Origin of the sequence: Novosphingobium sp. UBA1939, assembly GCF_002336885.1 — a bacterium.
In the GTDB taxonomy this organism is placed as follows: Bacteria; Pseudomonadota; Alphaproteobacteria; order Sphingomonadales; family Sphingomonadaceae; genus Novosphingobium.
The window spans coordinates 1-26034 of record NZ_DDFB01000010.1 but is presented as its reverse complement, the minus strand read 5'-3'; the positions used below and the strand labels follow the sequence as shown (position 1 = coordinate 26034).

35 protein-coding genes are annotated in these 26034 nt (G+C 63.0%); 27 read left to right on the top strand and 8 right to left on the bottom strand.

The annotated features are described in order from the left end of the window. Nucleotides 1-2 precede the first annotated feature (2 nt). From B3547_RS01455 to B3547_RS01415, 9 genes are all read left to right on the top strand, one after another. On the top strand, nt 3-1034 hold the full coding sequence (locus B3547_RS01455) for a phage major capsid protein, P2 family (protein WP_292959705.1): 1032 nt from the start codon (nt 3-5) through the stop codon (nt 1032-1034). A 93-nt stretch (nt 1035-1127) separates the two neighbouring features. Beyond that, nucleotides 1128-1853, top strand: a complete 726-nt coding sequence (gene gpM, locus B3547_RS01450; protein ID WP_292959704.1) for a phage terminase small subunit — start codon at nt 1128-1130, stop codon at nt 1851-1853. Between the two features lie 117 nt (nt 1854-1970). After that, a complete protein-coding gene (locus B3547_RS01445) occupies nt 1971-2444 on the top strand; it encodes a head completion/stabilization protein (protein ID WP_292959703.1) in 474 nt (157 codons plus the stop codon). Then, nucleotides 2444-2662: a tail protein X gene (locus B3547_RS01440; protein WP_292959702.1), complete on the top strand. Its 219-nt coding sequence runs from the start codon at nt 2444-2446 to the stop codon at nt 2660-2662. Before B3547_RS01445 ends, B3547_RS01440 begins: the two co-directional genes overlap by 1 nt. Nucleotides 2663-2666: 4 nt before the next feature. Beyond that, on the top strand, nt 2667-3068 hold the full coding sequence (locus tag B3547_RS01435) for a hypothetical protein (protein ID WP_292959701.1): 402 nt from the start codon (nt 2667-2669) through the stop codon (nt 3066-3068). Next, a complete protein-coding gene (locus B3547_RS01430; RefSeq protein WP_292959700.1) occupies nt 3061-3192 on the top strand; it encodes a hypothetical protein in 132 nt (43 codons plus the stop codon). Before B3547_RS01435 ends, B3547_RS01430 begins: the two co-directional genes overlap by 8 nt. Next, nucleotides 3189-3680 carry a phage tail protein gene (locus B3547_RS01425; protein WP_292959699.1) on the top strand — a complete coding sequence of 164 codons (492 nt, stop codon included), beginning with the start codon at nt 3189-3191 and terminating at the stop codon, nt 3678-3680. The genes B3547_RS01430 and B3547_RS01425 overlap by 4 nt, the downstream gene beginning before the upstream one ends. Next, nucleotides 3677-4138 (top strand): phage virion morphogenesis protein, encoded by a 462-nt coding sequence (locus B3547_RS01420; protein ID WP_292959698.1) that lies wholly within the window; start codon nt 3677-3679, stop codon nt 4136-4138. Before B3547_RS01425 ends, B3547_RS01420 begins: the two co-directional genes overlap by 4 nt. Before the next feature lie 116 nt (nt 4139-4254). After that, on the top strand, nt 4255-4695 hold the full coding sequence (locus B3547_RS01415) for a hypothetical protein (RefSeq protein ID WP_292959697.1): 441 nt from the start codon (nt 4255-4257) through the stop codon (nt 4693-4695). Between the two features lie 97 nt (nt 4696-4792). Here the strand turns inward: B3547_RS01415 and B3547_RS01410 are convergent, their stop codons facing one another. The 5 genes from B3547_RS01410 to B3547_RS01390 are packed head-to-tail and all read right to left on the bottom strand — an operon-like array spanning nt 4793 to nt 9212. Next, on the bottom strand, nt 4793-7792 hold the full coding sequence (locus B3547_RS01410) for a hypothetical protein (protein ID WP_292959696.1): 3000 nt from the start codon (nt 7790-7792) through the stop codon (nt 4793-4795). Nucleotides 7793-7795: 3 nt separating this feature from the next. Next, nucleotides 7796-8062, bottom strand: a complete 267-nt coding sequence (locus B3547_RS01405; RefSeq protein ID WP_292959695.1) for a spike base protein, RCAP_Rcc01079 family — start codon at nt 8060-8062, stop codon at nt 7796-7798. Between the two features lie 13 nt (nt 8063-8075). After that, nucleotides 8076-8267 carry a hypothetical protein gene (locus B3547_RS01400; RefSeq protein ID WP_292959694.1) on the bottom strand — a complete coding sequence of 64 codons (192 nt, stop codon included), beginning with the start codon at nt 8265-8267 and terminating at the stop codon, nt 8076-8078. A 13-nt stretch (nt 8268-8280) separates the two neighbouring features. After that, a complete protein-coding gene (locus B3547_RS01395) occupies nt 8281-8658 on the bottom strand; it encodes a hypothetical protein (protein ID WP_292959693.1) in 378 nt (125 codons plus the stop codon). Then, complete coding sequence (locus B3547_RS01390; RefSeq protein WP_292959692.1) at nt 8655-9212, bottom strand: lysozyme; 558 nt, start codon at nt 9210-9212, stop codon at nt 8655-8657. The genes B3547_RS01395 and B3547_RS01390 overlap by 4 nt, the downstream gene beginning before the upstream one ends. Nucleotides 9213-9323: 111 nt before the next feature. On the opposite strand from B3547_RS01390, the gene B3547_RS01385 reads away from it, so the two are divergent. From B3547_RS01385 to B3547_RS01320, 14 genes are all read left to right on the top strand, one after another. Beyond that, on the top strand, nt 9324-10226 hold the full coding sequence (locus B3547_RS01385) for a baseplate assembly protein (RefSeq protein ID WP_292959691.1): 903 nt from the start codon (nt 9324-9326) through the stop codon (nt 10224-10226). Then, entirely contained in the window at nt 10223-10786 is a 564-nt protein-coding gene (locus B3547_RS01380) for a phage tail protein I (RefSeq protein ID WP_292959690.1), read from the top strand. The genes B3547_RS01385 and B3547_RS01380 overlap by 4 nt, the downstream gene beginning before the upstream one ends. 15 nt (nt 10787-10801) lie before the next feature. Next, entirely contained in the window at nt 10802-12445 is a 1644-nt protein-coding gene (locus B3547_RS01375) for a gp53-like domain-containing protein (RefSeq protein WP_292959689.1), read from the top strand. A gap of 24 nt (nt 12446-12469) precedes the next feature. Continuing rightward, nucleotides 12470-12703, top strand: coding sequence for a hypothetical protein (locus B3547_RS01370; RefSeq protein WP_292959688.1), 234 nt, complete (start codon nt 12470-12472; stop codon nt 12701-12703). Between the two features lie 98 nt (nt 12704-12801). Next, nucleotides 12802-13332, top strand: a complete 531-nt coding sequence (locus tag B3547_RS01365) for a phage baseplate assembly protein V (RefSeq protein ID WP_292959687.1) — start codon at nt 12802-12804, stop codon at nt 13330-13332. Further along, nucleotides 13329-13685 (top strand): GPW/gp25 family protein, encoded by a 357-nt coding sequence (locus tag B3547_RS01360; protein ID WP_292959686.1) that lies wholly within the window; start codon nt 13329-13331, stop codon nt 13683-13685. Before B3547_RS01365 ends, B3547_RS01360 begins: the two co-directional genes overlap by 4 nt. Nucleotides 13686-13695: 10 nt before the next feature. Next, complete coding sequence (locus B3547_RS01355; RefSeq protein WP_292959685.1) at nt 13696-14826, top strand: phage tail sheath subtilisin-like domain-containing protein; 1131 nt, start codon at nt 13696-13698, stop codon at nt 14824-14826. Nucleotides 14827-14840: 14 nt separating this feature from the next. Then, nucleotides 14841-15350 (top strand): phage major tail tube protein, encoded by a 510-nt coding sequence (locus tag B3547_RS01350; protein WP_292959684.1) that lies wholly within the window; start codon nt 14841-14843, stop codon nt 15348-15350. A gap of 103 nt (nt 15351-15453) precedes the next feature. Beyond that, nucleotides 15454-15837 carry a phage tail assembly protein gene (locus B3547_RS01345; protein ID WP_292959683.1) on the top strand — a complete coding sequence of 128 codons (384 nt, stop codon included), beginning with the start codon at nt 15454-15456 and terminating at the stop codon, nt 15835-15837. An 11-nt stretch (nt 15838-15848) separates the two neighbouring features. Beyond that, on the top strand, nt 15849-15977 hold the full coding sequence (locus B3547_RS01340; protein WP_292959682.1) for a GpE family phage tail protein: 129 nt from the start codon (nt 15849-15851) through the stop codon (nt 15975-15977). An 18-nt stretch (nt 15978-15995) separates the two neighbouring features. Continuing rightward, nucleotides 15996-18269 (top strand): phage tail tape measure protein, encoded by a 2274-nt coding sequence (locus B3547_RS01335; protein ID WP_292959681.1) that lies wholly within the window; start codon nt 15996-15998, stop codon nt 18267-18269. Between the two features lie 30 nt (nt 18270-18299). Further along, nucleotides 18300-18656: a phage tail protein gene (locus tag B3547_RS01330; protein WP_292959680.1), complete on the top strand. Its 357-nt coding sequence runs from the start codon at nt 18300-18302 to the stop codon at nt 18654-18656. Beyond that, on the top strand, nt 18656-19693 hold the full coding sequence (locus B3547_RS01325) for a contractile injection system protein, VgrG/Pvc8 family (RefSeq protein WP_292959679.1): 1038 nt from the start codon (nt 18656-18658) through the stop codon (nt 19691-19693). The genes B3547_RS01330 and B3547_RS01325 overlap by 1 nt, the downstream gene beginning before the upstream one ends. Nucleotides 19694-19738: 45 nt before the next feature. After that, complete coding sequence (locus B3547_RS01320; protein ID WP_292959678.1) at nt 19739-20461, top strand: hypothetical protein; 723 nt, start codon at nt 19739-19741, stop codon at nt 20459-20461. 237 nt (nt 20462-20698) lie between these two features. Here B3547_RS01320 and B3547_RS01315 read toward each other — a convergent pair whose 3' ends face one another. Together B3547_RS01315 and B3547_RS01310 are read right to left on the bottom strand one after the other, a co-directional pair. After that, nucleotides 20699-20983 (bottom strand): helix-turn-helix domain-containing protein, encoded by a 285-nt coding sequence (locus B3547_RS01315; RefSeq protein ID WP_292959677.1) that lies wholly within the window; start codon nt 20981-20983, stop codon nt 20699-20701. After that, complete coding sequence (locus B3547_RS01310; RefSeq protein ID WP_292959676.1) at nt 20980-21357, bottom strand: type II toxin-antitoxin system RelE/ParE family toxin; 378 nt, start codon at nt 21355-21357, stop codon at nt 20980-20982. Before B3547_RS01310 ends, B3547_RS01315 begins: the two co-directional genes overlap by 4 nt. Before the next feature lie 194 nt (nt 21358-21551). Between B3547_RS01310 and B3547_RS01305 the strand changes: the two genes are divergently transcribed. The 4 genes from B3547_RS01305 to B3547_RS01290 all read left to right on the top strand — a co-directional run bounded on the left by B3547_RS01305 (nt 21552) and on the right by B3547_RS01290 (nt 24590). After that, nucleotides 21552-22544, top strand: coding sequence for an HNH endonuclease (locus B3547_RS01305; RefSeq protein WP_292959675.1), 993 nt, complete (start codon nt 21552-21554; stop codon nt 22542-22544). Nucleotides 22545-22687: 143 nt separating this feature from the next. Further along, nucleotides 22688-23041 (top strand): hypothetical protein, encoded by a 354-nt coding sequence (locus B3547_RS01300; protein ID WP_292959674.1) that lies wholly within the window; start codon nt 22688-22690, stop codon nt 23039-23041. Nucleotides 23042-23198: 157 nt separating this feature from the next. Next, nucleotides 23199-23600 (top strand): TIR domain-containing protein, encoded by a 402-nt coding sequence (locus B3547_RS01295; protein ID WP_292959673.1) that lies wholly within the window; start codon nt 23199-23201, stop codon nt 23598-23600. Next, nucleotides 23601-24590: a caspase family protein gene (locus B3547_RS01290; protein WP_292959672.1), complete on the top strand. Its 990-nt coding sequence runs from the start codon at nt 23601-23603 to the stop codon at nt 24588-24590. It begins immediately after the preceding gene. A 41-nt stretch (nt 24591-24631) separates the two neighbouring features. Here B3547_RS01290 and B3547_RS01285 read toward each other — a convergent pair whose 3' ends face one another. Beyond that, nucleotides 24632-25336, bottom strand: a complete 705-nt coding sequence (locus B3547_RS01285) for a TerB family tellurite resistance protein (protein WP_292959671.1) — start codon at nt 25334-25336, stop codon at nt 24632-24634. Between the last annotated feature and the right edge of the window lie 698 nt (nt 25337-26034).

The window sequence follows — 26034 nt, the reverse complement described above, 5'->3', positions numbered from 1 at the left end:
TCATGAAGAACACTACCCGGGCCAAATTCTATGCGATGGTTTCGCAGATCGCCCTGCTCAACGGCATCGATCCCGCCACGGCCGGCACCGCCAAGTTCACGGTCGAACCGTCCGTCCAGCAGAAGCTGGAACAGCGCGTGCAGGAATCCAGCGAGTTCCTGTCGAAGATCAACATCGAACCGGTCGATGAACTGACCGGGGAACTGCTTGGCCTTGGCATCGGCAGCACCATCGCCGGCCGCACCAACACCGCTGGCGGCACCCGCCGCACCGGCATCGATCCCTCTGCCCAGGACGGGCGGAGCTATGAATGCAAGCAGACCAATTTCGATGTCGCGATCAAGTATGCCAAGGTCGACAAGTGGGCGAAGTTCCCCACCTTCGAAACCAAGTGGCGCGATAACAACGTCAAGCGCGTGGCGCTGGACCGGATCCTGATCGGCTTCAACGGCACGCACGCCGCCGCACAGACCGATCGCGTCGCCAATCCCAAGCTGCAGGACGTAAACGTCGGGTGGCTGGCGAAGATGCGGGCCGAAAACGCGCCGCGCGTGCTGTCGGCCATTGTCGACGGCAAGGAAGCCGGCAAGGTCACCTATGGCACCGATGGCGATTACGCCACGCTCGATGCGCTGGTCTGGGATGCCAAGCAGTCGCTGCTGGCAGAATGGGCGAAGGAAGATACCGAACTCGTGGTGCTGGTCTCGGGCGACCTGCTGCACGACAAGTATTTTCCGCTGATCAACAGCGCCGAAGCGCCGACCGAACAGATCGCGCGCGACATGATCATGTCCACCAAGCGCCTCGGCGGACTGCCGGCCTATCAGGTGCCCGGCTTCCCGGCGGGCACCGTGTTCATCACGCGCTTCGACAACCTCTCGATCTACTACCAGGATGGCAAGCGCCGCCGCCTGATCAGGGACGAACCGGAACTCGATCAGGTGACCGACTACAACTCGTCGAACGAGGCCTACGTCATCGAGGATCTCGACTACGCCTGCCTCGTGGAAAACATCAAGGAACGCAACGTCTGACCGCAGCCGGCTCGCTGCGCGGGATAGCCGGTATCGATCGCCCTCCCCTCTCTCCATCGCCGGGAGAGGGGAACCAACCAAGGAAACCCGCCGATGAACTCCCCGGCACGCGCTCACCTTCTCCGCTCACTTGCCGCCATCGCCACGGGTGATCCCGATGTGCCTGGCGCGTCGCCCATGCCCGATGAAGGGCCAGTCGCCACGGAGTACCAGTTCCTGCTGGCCGCGCTGGGGCAGGATTTGTCCACTCTGCGCAACATCCAGTCGATCGAGCGCAAGATCGCCGCCAAGCGGGAAATGATCGGCCGCTATCGCCCATGGGTCGAAGGCGCGATGGCGGGCAATGCGGGAACGCAGGACGAGATTGTCGGAACCGTACTGGTCTGGTCGATCGACATCGCCGATTGGGCGCTGGCGCTTCCGCTCGCCGCCTACGTACTCGGCACCGGTATCGCGCTGCCCGAACGGTATCTGCGCAAGCCCGCCGTGCTGATCGCGGAAGAAGTGGCGACCGCCGGGCTCACCCCCACACCAACCGTGGATCTTGAAACGCTCCTCGCGATCGACGCGCTCACCATGGACCATGACATGCACCAGCAGGTCTCGGCCAAGCTCAAGAAGGCCATCGGGCTGGCGCTGAAGGCCCGTGCCGATGCCTTCGATCCGGAAGCGGAAAGCGCGTCCGCCGGCGGCAAGGGTGCCCTGATCGATGCGGCGCTGGCCGCCTTCCATCGCGCGCTGGAACTGAACGAAGGATGCGGCGTCAAGAAACTGATCGATGGCCTTGAACGCGAACGCAAAAAGCTCGCGTCCGGATAAAATTACGAGCTGCGCCACCCGCGCCGGGGGGCGGGAACGGATCTGCGGCAACAGCCACAGGGTCCGCGCCCTCACCCCCCACTTCTTCCCGGTATCGTGCGTGCCAAAGGACCCTCCATGTCGTTCGTCGCCGTCCCGCCCTCGCCTGCCTCGCCCCCGGCATCGATCGTTCCGGGCGATGGCTGGTGGCCCGATATCGACTGCAACGCCCTGCGCGAAACCCTGCAATTGGGCACGCCTGTCACGCATGCGCGCCTGGTCGGCGCGATCGAGGGCGGCCTCCTTACGATCGAAGGGCAACTCTCCGCCTGGCGCGCAACGCACGAAGCCGATGGCATGGCCTCGCTGGCAGCGATCGAACCCGAACGCAAGATCGGCTCCCGCCATCGCTTGACCGTGCTGTGGACGCGGGCAGTCACGTTCGCCACCGCTGCCGAACTGCTCGATCAGCCTCCCGACACCTCCGCCACCGGTGAAGCGCAGAACCGCGCGGGCAACCAGTACCTGACCGCCGCCGATTATCACAAGCGCGCCACCCAGGCGGTACGCGATATTCTCGGCGTTTCCCGCGTCGCCGTGGACCTGATCTGATGCCCTCCGTCGTCCGCGCCTGCCAGGGCGATACGCTGGACCTGATCTGCTGGCGCACGCTTGGCACCACCGCCGGCGGCATCGTCGAACAGGCCTACGAGCTCAACCGCGGACTGGCCGATTCCGGCGTGATCCTGGCCGAAGGCACCATGGTCACGCTTCCCGATCCACCCGCCAGCAATGCCGCCACACTCGAAACCGTAAACCTCTGGAACTAGGCTCATGGGCAACGACCTCTCCGACTGGCGCGAATTCTTTTTCTGGTGGATGGCCTCGCTGTTCGCCAGCACCACTGTCGTCGTCGCCCGGCTTGGCATCATGCTCTATGGCACGGCGGGCGATCCGCCGGCGGATCCTGTCCTGGCAGAACATTGGGCGCGCCGTCGGCGCTGGCTCGCCATTTGCGAAGTCTCGGCCCTGCCCGCCTTTGCAACCGTTTCGGTGGTCCTTGTCAGCTACTATCACCTCAACCCCGTCGCGGCGGTGCTGCTTGCGCTGGCGCAGGGTTTCATCGGCTTTCCCTTGCTGCTCGATGGCGCGGCCTGGCTGTTCCGCCGCCGCCTTGGCATGGGCACCGCCTCTTCCACGCCAGATACCCCTTCAGACGGAGCCGGCCATGGATAGGGCGGTCATTATTGCCTGCACGGCGATCAGCATTCTCGTTGCCGTGGCCGCGCTGGCGGCCGCGCTGCGCCACACCTGGCGGTATGAATGCCACCGGCATCGGACCGGGCGCGATCGGCCGTGAAGAAGCCGGACAGCCTGCGCGCTGCAATCGCCGCGATCCTGCCGGAATTCGCTGCCGATCCCGCGCGACTCGCCATGTTCGTTGAAAAGGGGCGGATCCGTGCCCCGCAAACCCGGCAACGCGGTTTCATGTGGTCCTACGATCTCACCGTGATCGCCACCGCGTTCACGCACGATCCCGATGTGCTGATGTTCGTGGTGGTGGACTGGCTGCGCCGGTATCAGCCGGATCTGCTTGCCGCCAATTCCACTGCGGGCTTCACGTTCGAAGCCGATATTCTCGATGACCGGTCGTGGGACGTGCAGATCGTCCTGCCACTCGATGAGGCGGTGCGCGCCTCACCGGCGCCCGATGGTGGCTGGCTGCTGGAAGCGGTAGAAGAACCGGCCACCCTGTTCCCTGATGATGTTCCGCTGCGGCCGAACGAAGGTCCGCTCCTCTCGATCTGGCATCAGGGTACGCGCATCGCGCCGCCTGATCTGGCATGAAGGATCTTCGCGCGATCGAGCCGTGGCTCGCCGGCTATCTCGCGCGCCTGGCGCCGGGGGAACGGCTCAAGGTCACTCGCGCTATCGCCAGGGCCTTGCGGCAGTCAAACGCGCGGCGCGTGCGCGACAATGTACAGCCCGATGGTATGCCGATGCCGCCACGCAAATCGCAGCGCGATCGGCGCGGCCGTATCCGCAAGCGCAAAGGCCGCATGTTCCCGAAGATCGAACTGGTCCGCAACACCACCATGCGGGTGCGTCCCGATGAACTGGAGATCGGCTTCAAACCCCGCGTCGCGCAGACCGCTGCCGAACATCACTTCGGCGGTGAAGCGCTCGTGGACCGCCGCATCCCCAACTCCATCCGCACCCGTTATGCCGCCAGACGGCTTCTTGGTATTTCGGCAGACGATCGCGATCTGATCATGGAACGGGCGCTACAGTCGATCGAGCGCTGATCGCGGATACCTGTTCCGCGTTCTCGCGACGGCAGAACATTGCAAATGGATTCGATTTGCGGCCTTTCCGGAGACGCCCAGTTGCGGGCGTTCGCTTGACCTGCGACTAAGGAAACATGAGCAGGCTGACCCTCCAATACCAATACGATTCAAGCTTCTTCGATGCTACCAAGCTGAGGGACGACTTCGGTCGTTTGTCTGTCGCCGTCGAAACCGAACGCTTTTCTGGCAAGGGAGGCTTTTGGGTTCAATGGCAGGACGTGAAAGAGTTCGGCGAGGCGCTAGACGTGTTTCCGATCACTGCGGAAAAACCAATCGCTGTCCAGTGGGGCTTCAACATGCAGGAAGGTGACGACCTTGTTCTGCGCCTTGAGATCGCTCGGGCCAACAAACGCGGCGATCTACTGGTTCGATTCGAGATCGCTGACGATTATGAACCTCAAAACCGCGTGCGGGGCAGGTTCCTCACCAACTACCCAGACCTCGACGCCTTCCGCGCTGGCATTAAACTCTTGATGAGCGGCGAAGCGGCGGAGGCTGTTCTTACGGGGCAGTAGTGGCAGCTTCCCCCCGCCATTCCTGCCTTTCAATCAAGGTTCCGGATTCTTCGGAAGCCGTCGGTCGCCTCTATCACCTGCCTGACGTCGTGCTCGATCACACGAAATCCGCGCCCAGCTTCCATGCGTCAGTATTGGCCGTCGCCGGCACGTTGGAGAACTGCTTGTACAGAGCATCGTTGAGATAGACGGCAAGGTTGGCCACGCGGGTGCCGGCAGGCACCGGCGTCAAAGTACCCGAAGCCAGCGCCAGCAGATACCTGGTTGATGGAGCGAGGCCGGTCGTGCTGGCGGTGGCAAACGGCAGATCGTAGGAGACGTTGTTGATCGTCAGCGTCACCTTGTTGTTCGCGTAATCCACCACGTAAGAGACTTCATACCATGTGGCGGTCGCAAACGGGGCGGCAGGACCGAACGCCACTTGGCTCAGGTTCGTGGCGCCCGCGCTGTCCTTCACGCTCGCTCTGAACCGCCCGCCCCCGGACGTAATGTACTCCAGATCAGCAGACGAACTGCTCAGCAGGAAGAACTTGGCCGAGGCACTGGGCAGCGCCGGGAAATAGAACTGGCCGCGCCATTCGATCTTGGAGACGTTCGCCGGCATCGCTCCTGCCGGGTCCTGAAAGCGGCTGAGCGATCCCAGCGTCAGATACTGCGAGGGCGCGGCCGCCTTGGTCTTGACCGACACCGAATGCGCGAACCCGTTGACGGAGTAGCTGAACGCAACGGCGGTTGCCCCGGATGCAGAGGCGGCCCCCCGGATGGAAACGTACTGGTCCGGCGAGACCGTCCCCGGCGCACTGGTCCATGCCTGGACAACCGTCACCCCGTCAGAGGCATACGACTGCCACTCCAACCCCGCGTCAACGGTAATCGCCTGCGAGGCGCGCCGGTTCAGAACCTTGCACTTTGGCAGCGTGTAGGTCGCCCCGATGTCCGCACCGGTCTGCGGCCGCCAGAACACGCCGCTCGGGATGTTCTGCCATTGAATGACGGCGGCATAGTCGGTCGTCGTCCAGTCAACAGCCGACTGGCAGGCGGCGGCGCCAAGGCCCGCGCCTTCCGCCGCAGTCGTGATGGCCGCAAGAACCTGTTCCCGTGTCCTGGCGGCCGGAACTGCAGCGATGTTCGGGAACACAGCGGCCGGATTTGCGGCCGTGCGGACATTGACGACACGGTCCTGACTGTAGGGCTTGTTGTCCGTCAGAATCGACTGGGTGACAACCGAGGCAATGTACACATTGTAGTTGCCGTCGGTGTTCATGCGGACCGCAGAGGCTCCGCCGGCAATGTCCCTCGTGTTGATGGCGGTGACGCCATAGACCATCAGATTTCCGGCGGGATAGGCTGCCTCGCCGCAATTGATCGCGTTGGTATTCCCGCCCAGCCAGGCATCGGCGATCGAGAATACGTTGTCGTAGGAAGGCACGTTGTCGTTGTCCGACCAGAACATGCCCTGGGAGACATCGCCCGAAAGGTTCCGGGTGGGAGGACGGAGGGTGATATTGCCGGCCGAGAACACGTTCCTGATCGTGGCTGAGCCATCCCCAAAGCCCTGAAACGCATCACCGTGCGGGTCTCTGGCGTCACCGGTCAGGCCTTCCGCGATGCCCTGCGAGGCGAACGGCACCGTCATCAGGTTGCGATAGACGTGCGCCACGCCCGTGCCCGGCTTCGGCGCGAACGAGATCAGGTCCATGTAAATGCGGTCCAGGTCATTATCCATGACCACCGCGAAGCTGGGCGTGCCGATGCCCTTCACGCCGTTCAGCAGATCGCGGAACGTGTTCCCGACGATGTCGATCCGCTCCATCACCGCCGCCCCGCTCGCCGAGAAGGCATAGGCGAGATACTCGGCCATGCCGATCTCGGTGCGGGCGTTGAACTCGCTGGTGCCTGAGGCGGCCATGACCGCGACGTGCGTCGTTGTCTGTGGGCTGACACCGGACGAGATGCGGGCATAGCCGCCCGCTGGCACCAGTGTGGAACCGGTCGTCGCCACAACGCTGCTGGTACCCGCAGCGACATACACGGCGCTGGAACCGCGATTGAAGAACTCGATCCAGCCACCTGAGCGCGTCGGGTCTTTCCACGTCAGGGCAAAGGCCTGAGAAACGGTGCTGGCAGTGTAGACGTTGTTGACGCGTTCGTATTCGGGATAGGTCGCCGTCATGTCGAAATCGACTTGATTGGCGCCATACCCGTGGCGGAACGTACAATCATGGAACGCCACGTTGTAGGTGCCGGTCCCGAACTGGACGCACCCGGCGTAGCGCGCCGGCCACCCGGTCATCTGAAGATTGAGGCCGATCGTGTTGAGGCCGCGCACCACACCGCTCAATAGCAGCGACGGCAGCTTGGCGGTGGCATTGCGCGAACGAAGCGTCAGGGGCGCACCGGCCGCCGTGAAATCCTTGCCAGCGATCGTGCGCTGGGTAAACGCGCCGCCGACGATCTCCACCGTCTTGCCCGCCAGCGTCGCAGCGGAATTGGCGAACACCGCGTCCCATTCGGCATCGCTGGAAACCACGTAGTCGGCCGCAGCCGGCAGCGTGACCGTGACAGCCACCACGCCGCTTTGCGCGCCGGCCGCCGCGATCGTCAGTTCTACCGTGCCCACACTGACATCGGACAGGCCGCGCAAGAGCCTCCAGCCAGCGGCCTCGCTGCCGCCAATGACGAACCGGCCATCGTTCGGCGTGACTGTGGGCACGGAACCGGGCGGCACGCCGTTGATCGCCGCCACCTGGGTACCCGCAGCGGTCACTGTGGAAATCGTCGCGGACAGGGGGGCGAAAGTAATCGCGTATCGCCCGGTCAGAACGGCCGTGAACGGGATCACGCATCCGTCGGCGCCGGTTGCGGTCCCGGTAAGCGATTGCGATGCGCCCGCCGCAATCGCGGCGGTGGCGCTGATCCCACCGGTTCCCGCGTTAATCGCAAGGTTCGCGTTACCGCCGGTTTTGACAAACGCAATCGGCGCCAGCAGGCCAAACCCCGAAACGGTGGCCAGCAATCCGGTCTTCGATGCCACGGTGAACGCAACGGTTCGCGCGCGGGGTGCGCTTCCGCCGCCGTTGCCTGACAGGCGCCGCATCGATCAGGCTTCCGCGATCAGAAAGGTGGCGGTGGTGCCGGTCTTCCGGACGTATCGAGCGCGAACGGCGATGTAGCTGCCATCGGCCAGGTTGCGATAGGTCACGTCCCCGTCGCTATCCATACCGCGCAGCGTCACATCCCCGCCACCGCCCACATAGATGCCCTTCGGCAGATAGGGCAGCGCTACCGTGTCGCTGGGATCGACGGCATAGGGCCGCCGCGATGGCGCCCACAGGGTGTCCTTTATCCAGGTAAAAAGGTCCTTCATCGGAAAGCTCCGGTCAAAACAGGCCAGGAAATTTTCGGGTGCTTGCGCGCTTCACGGCCTCCCGGTCGCGCAACTCGCAACGGGCGATGATGCCGGCTGCCGCGCGATACCGGTCGTTCGCCTTGTCGAGCTGGCCGGTCTGGGCCGAACCGAACGCGATCCAGTCCGCCACTTCGCGCGCGCCAGGCAGCGGCGCCCCGGCCACGCCCGGCAGCCAGTCATCGGGGAGGAGTGAACTGCATGCAGTCCTTGGTGCTGCGATAGGTGGCGAAGCGACACAGGCTGGCAACGCCGGCATCATGGACAGCAGGATCCACGGGCGCATGCGCGCCCGGTGCGGAACGGATGGCACGCTCGTTCTCCCGGTTGATGGAATCGATGATGGCTTCGCCGGATGCGGCACGGCCCACAGTATCCGCAGCGTCCCGGCCGGAAGCGACGGCGGCATCAGCGCGCCCGGTCTCCAGCTTCGCGCGCACTTGCTCCGATCGGGCCTTGCTCCCCAGCTCCAGAACGAATGCCAGCGCCAGTCCCGCAAGCAGCAGGGTTGCAACCACGATTGCCCAGCGCGGGGCCTTGTCGCCCCACCAGTTCATGGCCGTTCCTCCATGGCCATTGCGACCATCTGGCGAATGTCCGTCCGGCGCGGGCCAACGGGGGTATAGCGCGGCTTCGCAACCTCGTAGATCAACGCCGTTCCGTCGCCGCTCCACACCCCATCGAAGAACAGCGCCTGCTCACGCTTGCGTCGCGGCAGAAGATCGGCGGGCTTCGCCCAATCGAGCATCGAAGCGCGCGCGCCCGCGATATCTCCCGCCACGAAGCGCCTGATCCAGCTCGCCCGCGCGATCGCGCCGGTATTCCAGTGGAACGAGAGGGCGGCACCAAGCTGGGCCTCGGTCGGCTCTGCCCCGCCGAACGCCGCCAATACCGGCGGCAGGTATTTTGTGCGCAGCAGCCACAGGTAAATCGCGATGCACCGCTCGATCGGTTGCGGATTGTCCTTGTAGCGCGGAAACACCCGGTGGCCGGATGCATTGGTGATGCCTACGCTCCATGTCCACACACCCGCGCTGTCGCGATAGGCTTCGCGGACCACGCCTTCATGGCAGATCAATTCCAGGGCGATGCGGGGGGTGATGTCTTGCATGCCCTTACGCTGGCGGATCGCATTTCTCGCCGCACCGGGGCCGCGTTGTCGGAATTTCGGTAACAACGCGCGGGCGTTGAGCAGATCGCCACCGCCGTCCGATGTGGACGCATGGCCATCGCTTCAGACAGCTTCACCGGGGTCGATCTGTCCCGCCTCCCCCCGCCCGACGTAATCGAGGCGCTGGATTTCGAAACGATCCGTGCCAGCAATCTCGCCTGGCTTGCCGCAGCATGGCCCGGCTTTAGCGCGATCGTCGAAAGCGATCCCCTGGTCAAACTGGTGGAACTGTTCAGCTATCGCGAGCTGGACCTGCGCCAGCGCGGGAACGACACCGCCCGCGCCGTGATGGTCGCCTATGCCCTGGGCGCGGACCTCGACAATCTGGGCGCGCTGTTCGGCGTCGAACGCTTCATCATCACCCCTGCCGATCCGCTGACCGGCACCGCCGCCGTGCTGGAAAGCGATGACGATTTCCGCCGCCGCATCGTCCTCGCTCCCGAAGGTTATTCGGTGGCCGGGCCGGAAGGCGCCTATATTTTCCACGCCCTGTCCGCCGATGCCGATGTGATCGACGCATCGGCCACCAGCCCCGATCCCGGCGAAGTGGTGGTCACCGTGCTTTCGCGCAGCGGAGACGGCACGCCCGCGCCCGCCGTGCTGGCAGCGGTGGAAGCGCGGCTGACCGATGACAGCGTGCGGCCGATGACCGATCACGTCACCGTGCAGGCGGCGGACATCGTGGATTACGCGGTAGAGGCCACGCTCACCTTCTTCGCCGGTCCCGATCGCGCCATCGTGCTGGCGCTCGCCCAATCGCGCCTTGCCACCTATCAAGCCAATGCCCGCCGCCTTGGCCGCGACGTGACCCGCGCCGGCATCATCGCCGCTCTATGCCCTGAAGGCGTGCAGAACGTGGCACTGGCCAGCCCGCCCGCCGATATCCCGATCACGCGCCAGCAGGCTGGCAACTGCACCGGCGTGACGATCACCGATGGAGGCGTGGGCGAATGACCATCGCACTCACAACCGCCTCTCTGCTACCGCCCAATGCCACCCCGCTGGAACGTGCGCTTGATCTGCTGGCACAGATCCGCCTGGGCGCGATCGACACACCCTTCCGCGCGCTCTGGTCGCCGCAGGATTGCCCCGAGGCCGTGCTGCCGTGGCTCGCCTGGGCGCTGTCCATCGATCAGTGGGATTCCGCCTGGCCGCTGAACATCCGCCGCGCCCGCGTCGCCTCCGCCATCGCCATCCAGCGGCGCAAGGGCACGCGCCAATCGGTCGCCGACGTGGTCAACAGCTTCGGCGGCAACGTGGTCATCCGCGAATGGTGGGAAAAGACGCCACCGGCCACGCCGCATACCTTCTCGCTCACCGTCTCGCTGGGCGGGCAGAGCGATGCCGTGCCCGGCGCGGAATTCATCGATGCGGTCATTTCCGAAGTCGCCCGCACCAAGCCGGCGCGATCCCATTTCGATTTCACCGTGGGCCTTTCGGCGCGCGGGCGCCTTGGCCTGCGGGCCATGGGCCGCGCCGCCACGTATGCCCGCTTGCCCTGTATCGCCGCCTGATCCGGAGCCGCCCCCATGGCCTTCACCATCACGATCACCAACGCCGGGCGCGCCGCCATCGTCAACGCGCAGAACACCGGCACCGCCCCGGTCACCATCGCGCAGATCGGCCTGTCCGCCACCGCGATCGTGCCCGCCCCCACCATGACGGCGCTGGCCGGCGAACTGAAGCGCACCGGCTCCATCGCCGGGGACGTGGTGGCCGACGATACCATCCACGTCACCGCGATGGACGAAAGCGTCGATGTCTATTCGCTCCGCGCCTTCGGCCTCTATCTGGCGGATGGCACCCTGTTCGCCATCTATGGCCAGGCCGCCCCGATTCTCGAAAAGGTTGCCGCCTCGATCGCGCTGCTCTCGATCGACGTGATCTTCGCAGACATCGATGCGGCCTCGATCACCTTCGGCGATGCCAGCTTCGCCAACCCGCCTGCCACCACCGAACGGCAGGGCGTGGTGGAGTTGGCCACCGTGGCCGAAGCGCAAGCCGGCATCGACGCTCTACGCGCCCTCACGCCCGCCGCCGCCAAGGCCGCCATCCTTGGCTGGCTGCTGGCGCAGGACGGATCGGGCTCCGGCCTCGACGCAGATATGTTGGATGGTCAGCACGGGGCCTATTACGCCAACATCCCGGCGCGGCTTGGCTACACCCCTGCCAATGCCGCCGGGCAGAACTTTTCCGGCACGGTCACCGCTCCCGGCTTCTACAGCATCTCCGCCTTCCCATCCTATGTCTGGCGCGTGGCATCCACCGGCCAGGAGCGGACGGTGATGTATTACGATCCGGCTTATGAAGCGGTTACCATCGCCCTGTTCGATACTGCCGGCACGTTCGCGCGCGCGCTGGCGATGTACCAGTCTGGCACGCTACTATGGAGCGGCAACACGGTCTGGCACGCGGGCAACGACGGCTCCGGCTCCGGCATCGACGCCGATCTGCTCGATGGTCAGCATGGCAGCTATTACGCCAATATCCCGGCGCGGCTTGGCTACACGCCGGCGAACAAGGCGGGCGAAACCTTCGCGGGTGGTATCGCTGCACCAACTGTTGCGATCATTGATGCGGCAAACGTCTATTTGGGGCAATCCGGCGGCAACATGGTGCTGTTCGGTGACAGCAACGACCACCTGATGTTCATAAAAGCCACCAATGTGTGGCTCACGGCGGTAGACAACGTTGCGCAATGGTGGATCGGCGGCGATGGCCTGGTCAACGCCCGCGTAGGCTTTCTGGCCGGTGGCAACGCCGTCTGGCACGCCGGCAACGATGGCGCCGGCTCCGGCCTCGATGCCGATCTGTGGCGCGGCAAGACGCCAGCCCAGCACATCGCGGACTATCATTTGTCGGGCAGCAACGCGAACGGGCAATGGCGCAAGTTGCCCGACGGCAACGGCGGTTTCGTGATCGAACAGTGGGGGCGCTACAACGCCACCGTCTATCAGGGCGCCTACGACATCGACCTGCCGATCGCGTTCACCGATGCGGATTCCGTTTGCGTGGAAGCGCTGCCGATCAACGCCGGCGGCAACACCACCGGCACCGCCGACATCTGGTGTCAGTACAAGTCCAACACGCTGAGCAAGGTGACCCTGATGATGCAGGACGCCACCGGCACGGCGAACGCATCCGGCATCATGTGGCGCGCCATCGGCCGCTGATTTCCCCCCGCAAAGGAACCCCTCATGAAGACCACCATCGGCAAGTTTGACGCGAAGACCAACACCGTTCCGGTCACCTTCGTCCATGCCGGCGTCACCCATCGTCGCGCCGTCAACGCCTGCCTGACCGAAGGGAAGTACGACAAGGCCGCCACCGAAGCCCGCGTGGCCGAAGTAGCGGCCGGCGTGGAACACAAGATCGCAATCGGCGCGATCACCAACCCCGAACCCCTGCCCGAAGTGCCGGTACCGGAATAATCGCCGGAAAGCTCCGATTTCGCGCAACCGCGTTGTGCATGCCGGGGGCACAACGCGGCCCCGTGGCGAACGTCGCACAGCCAGTGTCTGGTGCGCTCATGCGAACGCCCGAAGACCACCCGACCGATCCCGACGAACTGATCCGCTATGGCGTTGTCAGTGCGATCGATCATGCGAGCGGTACCTGCACGGTCCGGATCGACGATGGCGTCGAAACCCCTCCGATCCGCTGGATCGCGCCGCGCCTAGGCGCAATCCGAATCTGGCTGCCACCGGCCGTGGGCGAACAGGTGATGCTTCTTTGCCCGGCGGGCGATATCGGTGCCGCCATTGCGCTCGGCGGGGTCGCTTGCGACGCCTTCCCCCTGCCGGCGTCCGATCCGCGCGCGCTCGTCCGGTTCAGCGATGGCGCCACCTTGTCCTACGATCCCGACGCGCACGAACTGGCACTCGCCCTGCCCGATGGCGGCACGGTGTCCATCCGCGCGAGCGTGACGGTCGAAGGCAATCTTTCCGCCTCCGGCACTGTGACGGGTGACGAGGATGTGATCGGCGCGGGCAAGAGCCTGAAAGGCCACAAGCACGGCGGCGTCCAGGGCGGCAGCGCCCAGACGGGTATGCCCCTATGACCAGTCTGACGGGCATGGACCGCGCAACCGGGAAGGTGCTGGCGGGCGATGACCACCTTGGCCAGTCCGTTGCTGATATCGTGACAACGCCGATCGGCTCACGCCCGATGAACCGCGATTACGGCTGCCTGTTCCTGCAACTGCTCGATCAGCCCCTGCACCGCGCCACGCTGATGCTCTGCACCATGGCTATCGCGATTGCCCTGGCGCGCTGGGAACCGCGCATCGCCGTGCAGGGCGTAACCTACACCGGCGAACTCGCCACCGGGCTGACCGCCGTCACCATCCTGTCCCGCCGGCGTGACCTCGCCGGCAACGCGCTTACCCGCCTGACCATCCCGTTGAACCGATAGGAGCTGCGCCATGTTGCACGGCATCAAGACCAATCTGCTTGTCACCGGCGCGCGCACCATCTCGGCCGCCGCCTCCGCCGTCATCGGCCTGGTCGGAACGGCGCCCGATGCCGCCGCCGCCGATTTCCCGCTCGACACCCCGGTCCTTGTCACCGACGTGCGCCGTGCCTTGGCCGGCATCGGCGCAACCGGCACGCTGCCCGCCGCGCTCGAGGCGATCAACGATCAGGTCAGCCCTCAGGTTGTGCTTGTGCGCGTAGCGGCCGATGCCGATGCCGCCGATCAGGATGACCTGGTCGTGGGCAATATCGCCGACTATTCAGGCATGCAGGCATTGCTGGCCGCAGAAGCGCGTACCGGGCTCCGCCCGCGCATCATCGGCGCGCCGGGGCTCGACAGCCAGGCAGTCGCCACCGAACTGGCCGTCGTCGCCGCGCGGCTGCGTGGCCGTGCCTATGCGCGCGCCGTGGGCGATACCATTGCCGATGTCGTCACCTATCGCACCCTCTTTGCCCAGCGTGAACTCTCCCTGATCTGGCCCAACTGGACCAGTACCTCCCCCGGTGACGCCGTGGCGCGCGCCCTGGGCATGCGCGCGCTGATCGATGAAACCGAAGGCTGGCACAAGACGCTGTCCAACGTGGCGGTTGCCGGCGTTTCGGGCATTTCAAAGGATCTGTTCTTCGACATCCAGGACGAATCCACCGATGTCTCCACGCTCAACGCGGCCGGCATCGTCACCATGGTCCGCCTCCCCACGGGCTTCGTCTTCTGGGGCAACCGCACCTGCGCCGAGTCCGGCCCCTGGGCGTTCGAAAGCGCGGTCCGCACCTCGCAGATCCTGCAGGATGAAATCGCCAACGGCCTCGTCTGGGCCGTGGACAAGCCACTGACTGCGCGCCTGGTCAAGGACATGCTGGAAACGATCAACGCGCGCTTCCGCACCCTCACGGTGGGCAACCGGCTGATCGGCGCGCGCGCCTGGTTCGATCCGGCGCTCAACAGCGAAACCGATCTCGCCGCCGGCAAGCTGGTGATCGATTACGATTTCACCCCTGCCGCCCCGCTCGAAGGGCTCACGCTGAACCAGCGCATCACCGACCGCTACTACCGCGATTTCGCCGCACAGATCGCCGCCTGACAGGAGACAGCACGATGGGTTTCCCTTCAAAGCTCAAGGATATGGGGCTCTACCTCGATGGCAACGACCACCGGGGTGAAGCCGCCGAAGTCACCGTTCCCAAGCTGATGATCAAGTTCGAGGACTGGCGCGGCGGCGGCATGCTTGGCCCCGTCCCGATCGATATGGGGCTCGACAAGCTGGAGCTCGAATTCACGATCGGCGGTCTGATCGCTTCCGCCCTGCGCAGCTTTGGCGCGGCCACGCACAATGCCGGGCTGGTCCGCTTTGCCGGCGCTTATCAGGACGATACCACCGGAGACGTCCAGGCGGTCGAGATCGTGGTGCTGGGCCGCTATGCCGAGGTTGATTTCGGCAACGCCAAGCCGGGTGACGATACCCAGCACAAGTACAAGATGGCCTGCAGCTACTACAAGCTCACCGTCGACGGCGTGGACTGGATCGAGATCGATCTCGTCGCCGGTATCTTCAAGGTTTTCGGCATCGATCGCCGCGCGGAGATCCGCGCCGCCATCGGCGCCTGACGGTTCGGGCGCGCCCGCGCCCCGCACCAGCTTCCTCCCGGCGACAGTGGCGGGCGCCGGGAGGGAGAACCAGACCTGCACAATCCCGCCCCAGGAACCCGCCATGGAAATCCCCGAAACGTTACCGACTGCCGCAACGCCGCCGATCGCGGCTGCTCCTTCCGCAGAGCCCGCGCCGCCGTCCTCCTCCGCCATGATCACGCTGATGGAACCGATCGAGCGCAAGTCCGGCCAGGTGATCGACAAGCTTCTTCTCAAAAAGCCCCGCGCCGGGGATCTGCGCGGCGGGCTGAAAGTGGAAGACCTGTTCGCCGGCAACGTGGACGCGCTGCTCACCGTCGTCCCGCGCATCGCCACGCCGTTCATCACCACGCAGGAAGCGGAAATGCTCTCCACCGAAGATCTGATGGAAGTGGCGGGTACCGTGCGCGGTTTTTTTCTGCCGCCGTCGATCAAGGCGGCGCTGGCGCAGATGGGGGGCGGCTGAACGTCGATGCCATGATCGCCGATATCGCGGCGGTGTTCCATTGGCCCATCGCCGATCTACTGGCGATGGATTTCTTCGAACTTTGCCGCTGGCGCCGCCTCGCCGTCGCGCGCTGGAACCGGATGCAGGGGCAGGAATAGGGCGGCGGAGCGCGGACGATGGACAACAAGCTTAGCCTGATCGTGCAGTTCCTGGGAGACGATAAGCTCTCCGGCGCGCTGCGCAACATGATCGGGCTGGGCAAATCCGGCGATCAGGCACTGCGCGGTCTCAACCGGCAGGCAGGCGATCTCAAGGGCCAGATGAAGGACGTGGCCGCCGCCATCGCCGGCGGCACCGGGAACCTCGCCCACCTGGCTGAAAAGGAAAAGGATATCGCCACCCAGCTTGCCAGGGTGAATACCCAGATCGAAAAGCAGAAGCGCGTAAACGCCTTCAAGGGCGATACCGCGCGCATCGCCGCGCGCGGCGGCGCGCTGCAGTCCAGCGGCGCCGCGAATGTCGCTGGCGGCATCGGCCTTGCCGCCCCCATCGTCCTGGCCGGCAAGGCCGCCATGGATTTCTCCAGCGGCATGGTGGACATCCAGCAAAAGGCCAACCTGTCCAACGCGGAAACGCAGGCCATGGCGCGCAACATCATGGCCGCCGCAGATGCCGCGCACCAGTTGCCCGAAGCGATGCGCGCGGGCGTCGATACGCTGGCTGGCTTCGGTCTCGATCCGCGCCAGGCGCAGTTGATGATCGGGTCAATCGGCCGGCTTGGCACCGCGTTCAAGGTCGAAATCGCCGATGGCGCCGCCGCCGCATTCGCCAATCTCAACAACCTGAAGGTCAGTATCGGGGAAACCGGCCGCGCACTCGATATCATGGCGGCGGGCGGCAACGCTGGCGCGTTCGAAGTGAAGGACATGGCCCGCTACTTCCCCGGCCTGACCGCGCAGATGCAGTCGCTGGGCCAGTCCGGTCTTGGTGCGGTCGCGGATCTGACCGCCGCGCTGCAGATCGCCCGCCGCACCGCTGGCACTTCGGAAGAAGCCGCCACCAACGTCCAGAACCTTCTCGCCAAGATCAATTCGCCCACCGTGATCGCATCGTTCCAGAAGAAGTTCGGTGTCGATCTGCCCGCCGCGCTGAAACGCGCCTATGCCGAAGGCAAGACGCCCATGGAGGCGCTGGCCGATGTCACCAGCAAGGCGCTCGGCGGCGATCTGTCGAAGCTGGGCTTCGTGGTGGAAGACATGCAGGCACAGTCCGCCCTGCGCGCGCTGATCCTCAACATGAAGGACTATCGCGATATGCGCGCCCAGATCGCGCAATCGGGCGGCACCACCGCGCAGACCTTTGCCCAGCGAGAGGCGCAGGATGCCTCGGTCGCCTGGCAATCCTTCCTGGGCACCGCCAGCGCCCTCGCCATCACGCTGGGCACCACGCTCCTGCCTTCGGCCTCCGCCTTCCTTGGCACCGTCAACGGCATGATTCAGCGCGCGAACCAGTGGGCGCAGGCCAACCCGCAACTGGCCAGTGGACTGATGACGCTGGCCACGGTCTTCATCGCCGGCAAGGTCGCGCTCGGCGCATTCCAGTTCGGCTTCGGCACGGTGCTGAACACCGTGGCCACCGCCCGCAACATCTTCACGATGGCCAGTTCTGCCTTTGGCGGCTTGCGCATGGCGGCACTGTTTCTGGCGCAGGGCGTAATGCGCGCTGGTGCCATGATGATGGCTAACCTGATGGTGGTCGGCATCGTGGCCATTGGCGCAGCGATCGTCGTGCTCGCCTATCTCGTCTATACCAATTGGGACAAGATCAAGGCGGCCTTCCAGAAGGGCTGGCAATGGATCAAGAGCACCCTGTCCGGCGCCGGCGAATGGCTGAAAGGCGCTGGCGCGGCCATGATGCAGGGTCTGCTGATGATGATCAGCCCAATGGCCTTGCGCAATCGCCTGCTGGAAGTGGCCCGCAACGGCATTGCCGCATTCAAGAACTTCTTCGGCATCAAGAGTCCGTCACGCCTGTTCATGGCCATGGGCGGGTTCATGACCAGCGGCCTCGCGCTCGGCATCGATCGCGGCGGCCGGCACCCCATGCGCGCGATAGGCAGGGTTGCCGCCGGTGTGGCCGGCGCCGGCACGTTCGCACTCGCCGCGCCGGCTTTGGCCGGCCCTGCGCTGCACCCAGGTGCTGGCCCGGCTGCCGGCGCTCTCGCTGGCGGCGCCATGCTGGCATCCGTCGGCCCCGCCCTCGCCGGCCCGGCCATGGCGCCCGCGCGTCAGCCCTCCCCGTCCACCGCCGCGCGGGCGCCGCTCAAGCTCGAGATCCACATCCACCAGCAGCCCGGCGAGGATGCCGATGCCCTGGTCGATCGCGTGATGCGCCGGATCGAGGATGAACAGCGGCGGCGCGGCCTAGGCAGCTTCGGGGACGATTTCTAGGAGAACCACACCATGCTTGCCGCCATTGGCATGTTCGTTTTCGAAACCGATTCCGCCCTGTTCGATCGCCTGCGCCGCAGCCGCGATTGGCGGCACGATCGCAGCGACCGTTTCGGCGCGCGCCCGGCCAGCCAGTTCCTTGGCCCCGGTGAGGACCGCATTTCGATCACGGGAACGCTGGTGCCGGAACTGGTGGGCGATTACTTCGCCATCGAAACCCTCGCGCGCATGGCGGACGAAGGGGAAGCATGGCCGCTGGCCGATGGTCTGGGCAATGTCATCGGCACCTACACCATCGAACGGATCGATGAGGAGAAGGACAACTTCACAGAGGAAGGCATCGCCCGCCGCAATGCCTTTTCGATCGAGCTCGCGCGGGTCGATTGATGGCGGCGGCCACCCTCAGCAGCAAGGGGCAGGCCTATGTCCAGCCCCGCGCCGGATGGCAGGTCATGCTTGCCGGCAAGGATCTGACCGACAAGCTCGCTCCGCGCCTGCTCTCGCTGCGCCTCACGGAAAAGCGCGGGGAAGAGGCGGACGCGCTCGAGATCGTGGTCCACGATCATGATGGCAAGCTGGCCCTGCCGCCCGAAGGTGCGGTGCTGACGGTGCGGATCGGATGGCTCCGCGGCACCGGCATCACGCCCGGCCTGGTCGACAAGGGCGCTTTCACCGTCGATGACGTGTCGTGGGATGGCCCGCCTGATCGCGTGACGATCACCGCCCATTCGGCCGATTTCAAGGGCAGCTTCCGCACCCGCCGCACGCGTGCCTGGACCGGCCGCACGCTGGCGGACATCGTCGGGCAGATTGCTGCCGATCATGGCCTTGCCCCGCGCTGCCATGCGGATCTCACCGGCACCACCGTCACGGCGATCGAACAGCACAACAAAAGCGATATGCAGTTCCTGCGCGATCTTGGCCGGCGTTATGATGCGGTCGCCACGGTCAAGGGCGGCTGCCTCATCCTTGCGCCGATCAACGCCACCACCACGGCCACCGGCAAGCCGATAGGCGCCTTGGTCATCGATCGCCGGCGGACCAGCAGGACGGCTTACCGCCGCTCCGCCCGCGAACAGGGGCAGGATGGTGCCGAGGCGCAATGGCACGATCGCAGCGCGGCGGCACGCAAGACGGCCGGTGCCGGTGGCAAGAACCGCAAGCGTCTGAAACGCGTTTACGCCAGCGAGGCAGACGCCAGCGCCGCAGCCGCCGCCGAAACCAATCGCCTGAAGCGCGCCACCGCCTCGCTCGATCTCACCCTGGCGCTGGGCGATGCCCTGATTGCCCCCGGCATGAAGGCCACCACCAGCGGCTTCAAGGCGGAGATCGACCGCGAAAAGTGGCTGATCGGCGAAGCCGAACACACCATGGACGGCAATGGCGGGCTCAAAACGCGGGCGAAGATGGAAGTGGCTGGTTGACGCCGGCTCGTCCCCTGCCAGATTCGATAGAAGGAGGACCCGATCGTGGATGCAGACATCTTGAGCAAACTCGCCAATCTTCCCTGGAGTTTGCAAACCGTGCTTGGCAGCGGCTACGTTGCCTATCTGCTCGCGTACGTCGGCATTCGCCAGCACCACAAGCCGGTAGACACGGTCTTCCTGACCCTTGCTTTCGGGATGATCGCGGCACTCTCAATCTGGCTCACGCCCGCCTTGCCTCCCGCTGCGCGGATGCTTAACGCGTTTGTGGCAACTCTTGCTGCCGGGGTGCTATGGCGCACAACCGGGCGCAACGTCTTCCGGTGGATTTTCCGCCACACCGGCTATTCATGGTCGGATGATACGCTCAGTTCGCTTGAGCACCTAGCCGAATATACCAGATCGAAGCCAAGGCAACTCTCCGTCGAAACCGACGACGGGATGTTCCTCTACAGCACCAACCTAGCCCGTTTCGAACACGCGGCATTCGGCCCCTACATTCTGGGCGGAAACGGCGACATGCTGATGTATGTCGACGCACGGGAAACGCCTGATGGCGTAAGGACCGAACACCATTGGGTCATGAATGACGACTGGGGAGACCTTGTGACGTGGATCCCCGCACATCGCATTCGCTCGATCGGCGTCAGGATACCGCGTCCTACTTCTGCCGCTGCGGCGGAGGCGGGCTGGAAGGCGAAGGTGTCGGGCTGGGTCGGGTTGAACCGCCGCCATCGCGCGACGGAGACGGCGCAGGAGGGCGGGTAGAATGCTTTTCGTACCCGTCGCCGCTCGCACAAACACCGAACACAGCCTGGTCACTCATCCCCGGTCTCCCCCTCGTCGAACCACAGCGATAACGCTTCCCGCACATTCGGCAAGGGACTGATCGGGGAAGCCGGACACACCATGGACGGCAACGGTGGGCTCAGGACGCAAGCGAAGATGGAAGCGGCGGCCTGCCGCCATTACGCGATCGTAAGGGTGTGGCTCGAATCGAACTGGCTAGCCTGCCAGCAGCCGCTCCGCCCCCGCCGGATCGGCCGCGATGATCGTCAGCAACGCGCGCGCCGGGGCGTCCGGCTGCCGCCGGCCCTGTTCCCAGTCCCGCACCGTGCCGATCGGCAGGTGATAGGCCGATGCGAATTCCCCCTGCGTCTTGCCTGCCGCCTTGCGGATCGCCTTGATATCGATCGGCGTATGTTCGACGAAACCATCACGAGCACCGGCCTTGTAGGCTTCCACCTGCGCCAGACCGCGCTTCAGGCTTTCAAAGTCCTGTTCGATCATCGCTGCTTGCCCTTCTTCAATTCATTCTTCTGCCGGTCGGTCAGATTGGCCTGTTTCCCCTTGGAAATAACCGTCAGCAGGAACACCGGCTGATCGACCTCGGTGTAATAGGTCACCACACGATAACCGCCGCTCTTGCCTTTGCCCTGTCGGGCAATGCGAACCTTGCGGCATCCACCCGTACCTGGAATCAGATCTCCCGCTTCCGGATTGGCCGCAATGAAATCGATCGCGCCAAGCCGTTCCTCATCCGACATCCTGGCCTTGCGCGCGGCGGAGAGGAATTCAGGCGTTTCGACTACCGTGTGCATGGCAATTCTATACGGCATTGCCGTATGGCATGCAAGCGCAATATACGGCAATGCCGTATTCATGAATGATCCGCTGGTAGTCGGAAACACCCTGCGCCTGGAGCGATCCAAATCCGTTCCGCTTCGGACTGCCCTCATCGAACTATTTCCCCTACTATCCCTAGGGGGCCATGCTGCATCGGCCGCATAGGCGATTATCGCTCCGGGGAGTTGGGTGAATTTGCATGGGGATACGAGACATCCATCGCGAAGGCGTCTTGAAGGCCATCGCGGAATATGACCGCATTGGTCAGCAAGCGTTCTATGAGAAATATGGGTTTCGTGACGCTACGGCGTATTGGCTGGTCCACAACGGCAAGCGCTATGCATCCAAAGCCATCGCGAATGTGGCCCAGGCCCATGGCATGCGAATTCCATACGACCATCGCATCAAGAAGGCAGGGGGCGTGCCGCTGATCAAACGCTTGCGCGCCGTCGGTTTCACCGTGATTGAGAGCAACGCCGCTGCGCCGCCGACAAAACCCAATTTGCCGCGCAACGACACCTGGACCCGCGAAGAACTGATCCTCGCGCTAGACCTGTACATGCAATCACCATCTTCTCCGGCGGGCAAGGACAGCCCGAAGGTGGCCAAGCTCACTGAGATCCTGCGCAAATTAGCCGTGCTGAAGGGCGGCACGCTCAGCCCCACATTCCGCAATGCCAATGGCGTCTATCTCAAGATGATGAACTTCCGCCGATTTGACCCTGCGTTCCTTCAGCAAGGCAAGCGCGGGATGCAGCGCGGCGGGAAGCTCGATGCCCTGGTTTGGAATGAATTTGCCAACAACCGGCCTGCGCTGAAGCAAGCTGCAACGCTAATTCGCGAGACGTTGGACGATCCCCTTGCCTGGGCGGAACTTCTGCAAACGGGCGACGGAGCCGATGAAGCTGAAGAAGGCAGCGTGACCCACCGGATGCACAAGCGTTACGAGCGCAACCGCCAGTTAACGGAACGCAAGAAGGCCAAGGTCTTCGCCGCCGAGGGCGCACTGCGTTGCGAATGCTGCAAGTTCGATTTCTCTAAGCGGTACGGGAAATTGGGTGAAGGCTATATCGAGGCTCATCACAAAAAGCCCGTGTTTCAAATGAAGCCAGGGGAAAAGACCAAGCTGGATGACCTCGCGCTGGTGTGCGCGAATTGCCACAGGATGTTGCATCGTCAGATCAACACCCTGACTATTGAAGATCTCGTATCGCAAATCAGGTGAGGTCACCGGGATGCCTGAAACTCGAACACACAGTTATCGCGAAAAGGGAACATCGCCTCCATTCCCCGCTGACGCCGCGAGAAATCTGGTTCGTGAGATTTTTGGGGATCTACATCTCGTGCCATTGGAAGGGTTTTGCCGCGATGGCGGCAGTCCTCGTTCCATCCGTCATCGCGATCATGTTGGGAAAAAAGGCGCTTGCCGCCCTCGGCTATCGTGATCTCGACTGGCTGGCATTTCTGGCGTTCTGGTTGCCGGCGTTTATTCGCTGTCGGCGATTGCCAAACGCCATTGCTGATGGCCTGCCAACTGGCGCGCGTTCGACACGATCACGGGCTGCGTACTGCATTGACGTACACGAGCCGAGGCGCAAAATATGGACTGTCACCCAGATCGGCTATGATAGCGTGTGCCTTGTGCATAGCCAGTCGCCAAATCCGATCCATCTTGGTCTGCCTTTCACTGACCAATATCCATTACAACAAGCCATAGCCTAGGATATCCATACTGACTCTACGGAGGGGGACGACGGACAATTTTACCACTGAATAGAAAATTACACAAGATCTATTCTGCGCAAACCCCATATAGTATAAATTTATCAATTATTGATTACGAAAAAATATAATCGCCATAATATCGAAGGATATAATTATGAACAAGACATATAGAATATTCATAAGCCATTCCTGGAAATATGGTGACGCCTATGACAAGATGGTAAAATTCTTATCAGAACATGGAATATCTTACTACGATCACTCCGTTCCAAAAAATGACCCAATCCACACAAACGGATCAGACGAACAATTGCACGATGCGATAGATGCAAAAATAAAAGGATGCAGTGGAGTTATTATTCTTGCAGGAGTATATTCTACATATAGCAAATGGATCAATAAAGAAATTGATATTTCCTTATTATATGGAAAACCAATTATCGCCATAGAACCATGGGCTTCGGAAAAAACGTCTTCGGTCGTAAAAAATTCTGCTAATAAGATTGTAAAGTGGAATGGAAAATCAATCGCTGACGCGATCAGGGAGCTATTTTGAATGTCTCGCAAAGCACTGATTGTCGGTATTGACTATTACGAAAGTGTATCACCTCTCTATGGGTGTGTGAACGACTCTTTCGCAGTCAAATCCATGCTCGATCGACATGCTGATGGATCAGTGAACTTTGGCGTACGCCATATCACTGGATCCACCCCGGCGAACATCATTTCCCGGGACATGCTTCGAAGCGCGATAACAGAGCTCTTTGCGGGAGATGGTGAGATTTCTCTCCTCTATTTTGCGGGACATGGTCATATCGAAGCAACGGGCGGCTATCTTTGCACTTCCGATGTGAAAACAGGCAATGATGGCGTCCCTCTCGCCGAGATAATGACGATGGCCAACAATTCCAAAATAGCGAACCGCGTCATAATCCTCGACAGCTGCCATAGCGGCGTGGCTGGAGGAAGCGCGCTTCAACAAAGGGTCGCTGAAATCAGTGACGGCGTGTCCATCCTCACTGCCTCGACAGACGAGCAATACGCAAGCGAGCAGAATGGCGCCGGAGTATTCACCGCCCTCTTGGTCGACGCACTGGGCGGAGCCGCGGCTAACCTAGTTGGAGAAGTCACACCTGGCGGAGTATACGCTCATGTTGATCAGTCACTTGGACCATGGGCACAGCGCCCTGTATTCAAAACCAACGTGAAGCGCTTTGTTTCTCTGCGCAAAGTTCAACCACCTCTTGAACTTTCCGAACTGCGAAAAATCTCCGAGTTTTTTCCGTTGGCAGGGTACCAGATGCCCCTCGATCCTACTTACGAGCCGGAGCGGCATGAGTCGTGGGAGGATGATCCTCAAGGCGTTCCTGCTCCCGATCCAGACCACAACGCCATCTTCGCCGTCCTGCAGAAATATAACCGCGTCGGTTTACTGGTACCCGAGGGTGCTCCGCACATGTGGCATGCGGCCATGGAATCGAAGACAGTTCGTCTTACCGCCTTGGGAGAACACTACAGGCACTTGGCAGCAAAAGGGCTCATATAAGCAATATGAAACGCAGAATGCCTAAAGCCTAATGCAGTAACCTACCGCGCCATCACCTTCAGCGTATCCGACACCAGTCCCGCCCACTCCACCTCGCTGGGATGCAGTTCGCCGTCGGCACTCGCCACGTTGGATACACAGTCGAGCAGAAGCCGGCTCAAACTCCGCGCTTCAGGGTGATGCTGGATGCGATCCAGCGATGCCACGAAATCGTCGCCATCGGGTGCGATCTTGCCGATGTTCGCCTGCGCGCTGGCCAGCATTCTGTCATCGCCGCCGAAGCGGAGAATATAGCGCTCCAGCGCCTCATCCACGCTTTCGGCCTCCAGCGGATGAACTTCGCCATCACAGCGCGCCATGAACACCAGAATGCGACCAAAATCGTTGAGTGACTTGTCCTTCACCTTCAAGGCGCCGTGCAACCTCAACTGTTCAAAATGCTGTATCGGATCAAGCACCTCGCCCGTTTCCAGGCAGACCAGCTCGGCCATCCGGTCGATCCGAAAGGACCGGCTCGCTTTTCGCTCACAGCACCAGGCATTGACGGTTTCCGCCTTCCCATACCCTTCGATCGACCGGCAGACGATACGCCGCTCGCTCATCTCGCCTTGCGCGTCCGTGTAGCGGATATATCCGGCCCAGCTCGAACTCGCGTCGCGCTGCTTCACCTCGATCAGTTCCTCGATCTCGGCAATCTTGGGATTGCACCAACTCGGCAAGGGAACCGGCACGGCCTTCCCTTTCACCGCATCCGCTAGTTGCGCCAGAAACCCGTTTGTCATTGCCCCCGCTACCTCGCCTTCAAGCGATCTCCATCATCCGATCGATCGCCAACTGCCGGTCCATCACCCCGTCAGCCATTATTGGCTACAAGGAAGACCGGTTCGCTTCCCTTTCCTCATATCGCTGAACGGCCCACCCCGGACGCCAACGCTGAAAGCCGCGCGAATCCACGCTCCCGTTTTGCAGGTGATTGAAATACCGCATGAAGATCATGATCGGAATGCCAGATGGTGCCAATCTTGCTGCACCGTTCGGACCGCCCCAACGCGCGCGATGAGAATCCCCCATCAAACAAGACAGAATGCGGGATGACCTGCCCGAGATAGCGGTCATTCCCCCAAAGACGGCCTGCGGGCCAGCCGAAGGATTTGCATTGAAAGTGCAGCGCCCTCGCCGAAGTAAGGGGGTGGTCCACCCTTCGGTTCAGGCCGCGTCGGTTTTGAAGCATGGACACCTCGAAGAACCGTCTGATTTTGGCGTAATTGCGATGTGATGGCACAGGAGCGGGTGGCGAGCTCCAGGCTTGGGTTGCTGATCTGCTTATTTTCTTGGCGGAGCCGGCTGCGTGGGCCGGTTTTTGGGTCACGCGGGCGCAGTACGCCCCTCAAGCCATGCGAGGCGCTGGAAGTTATAGGCAAGGTTGGCCATGCCGATCTTGATG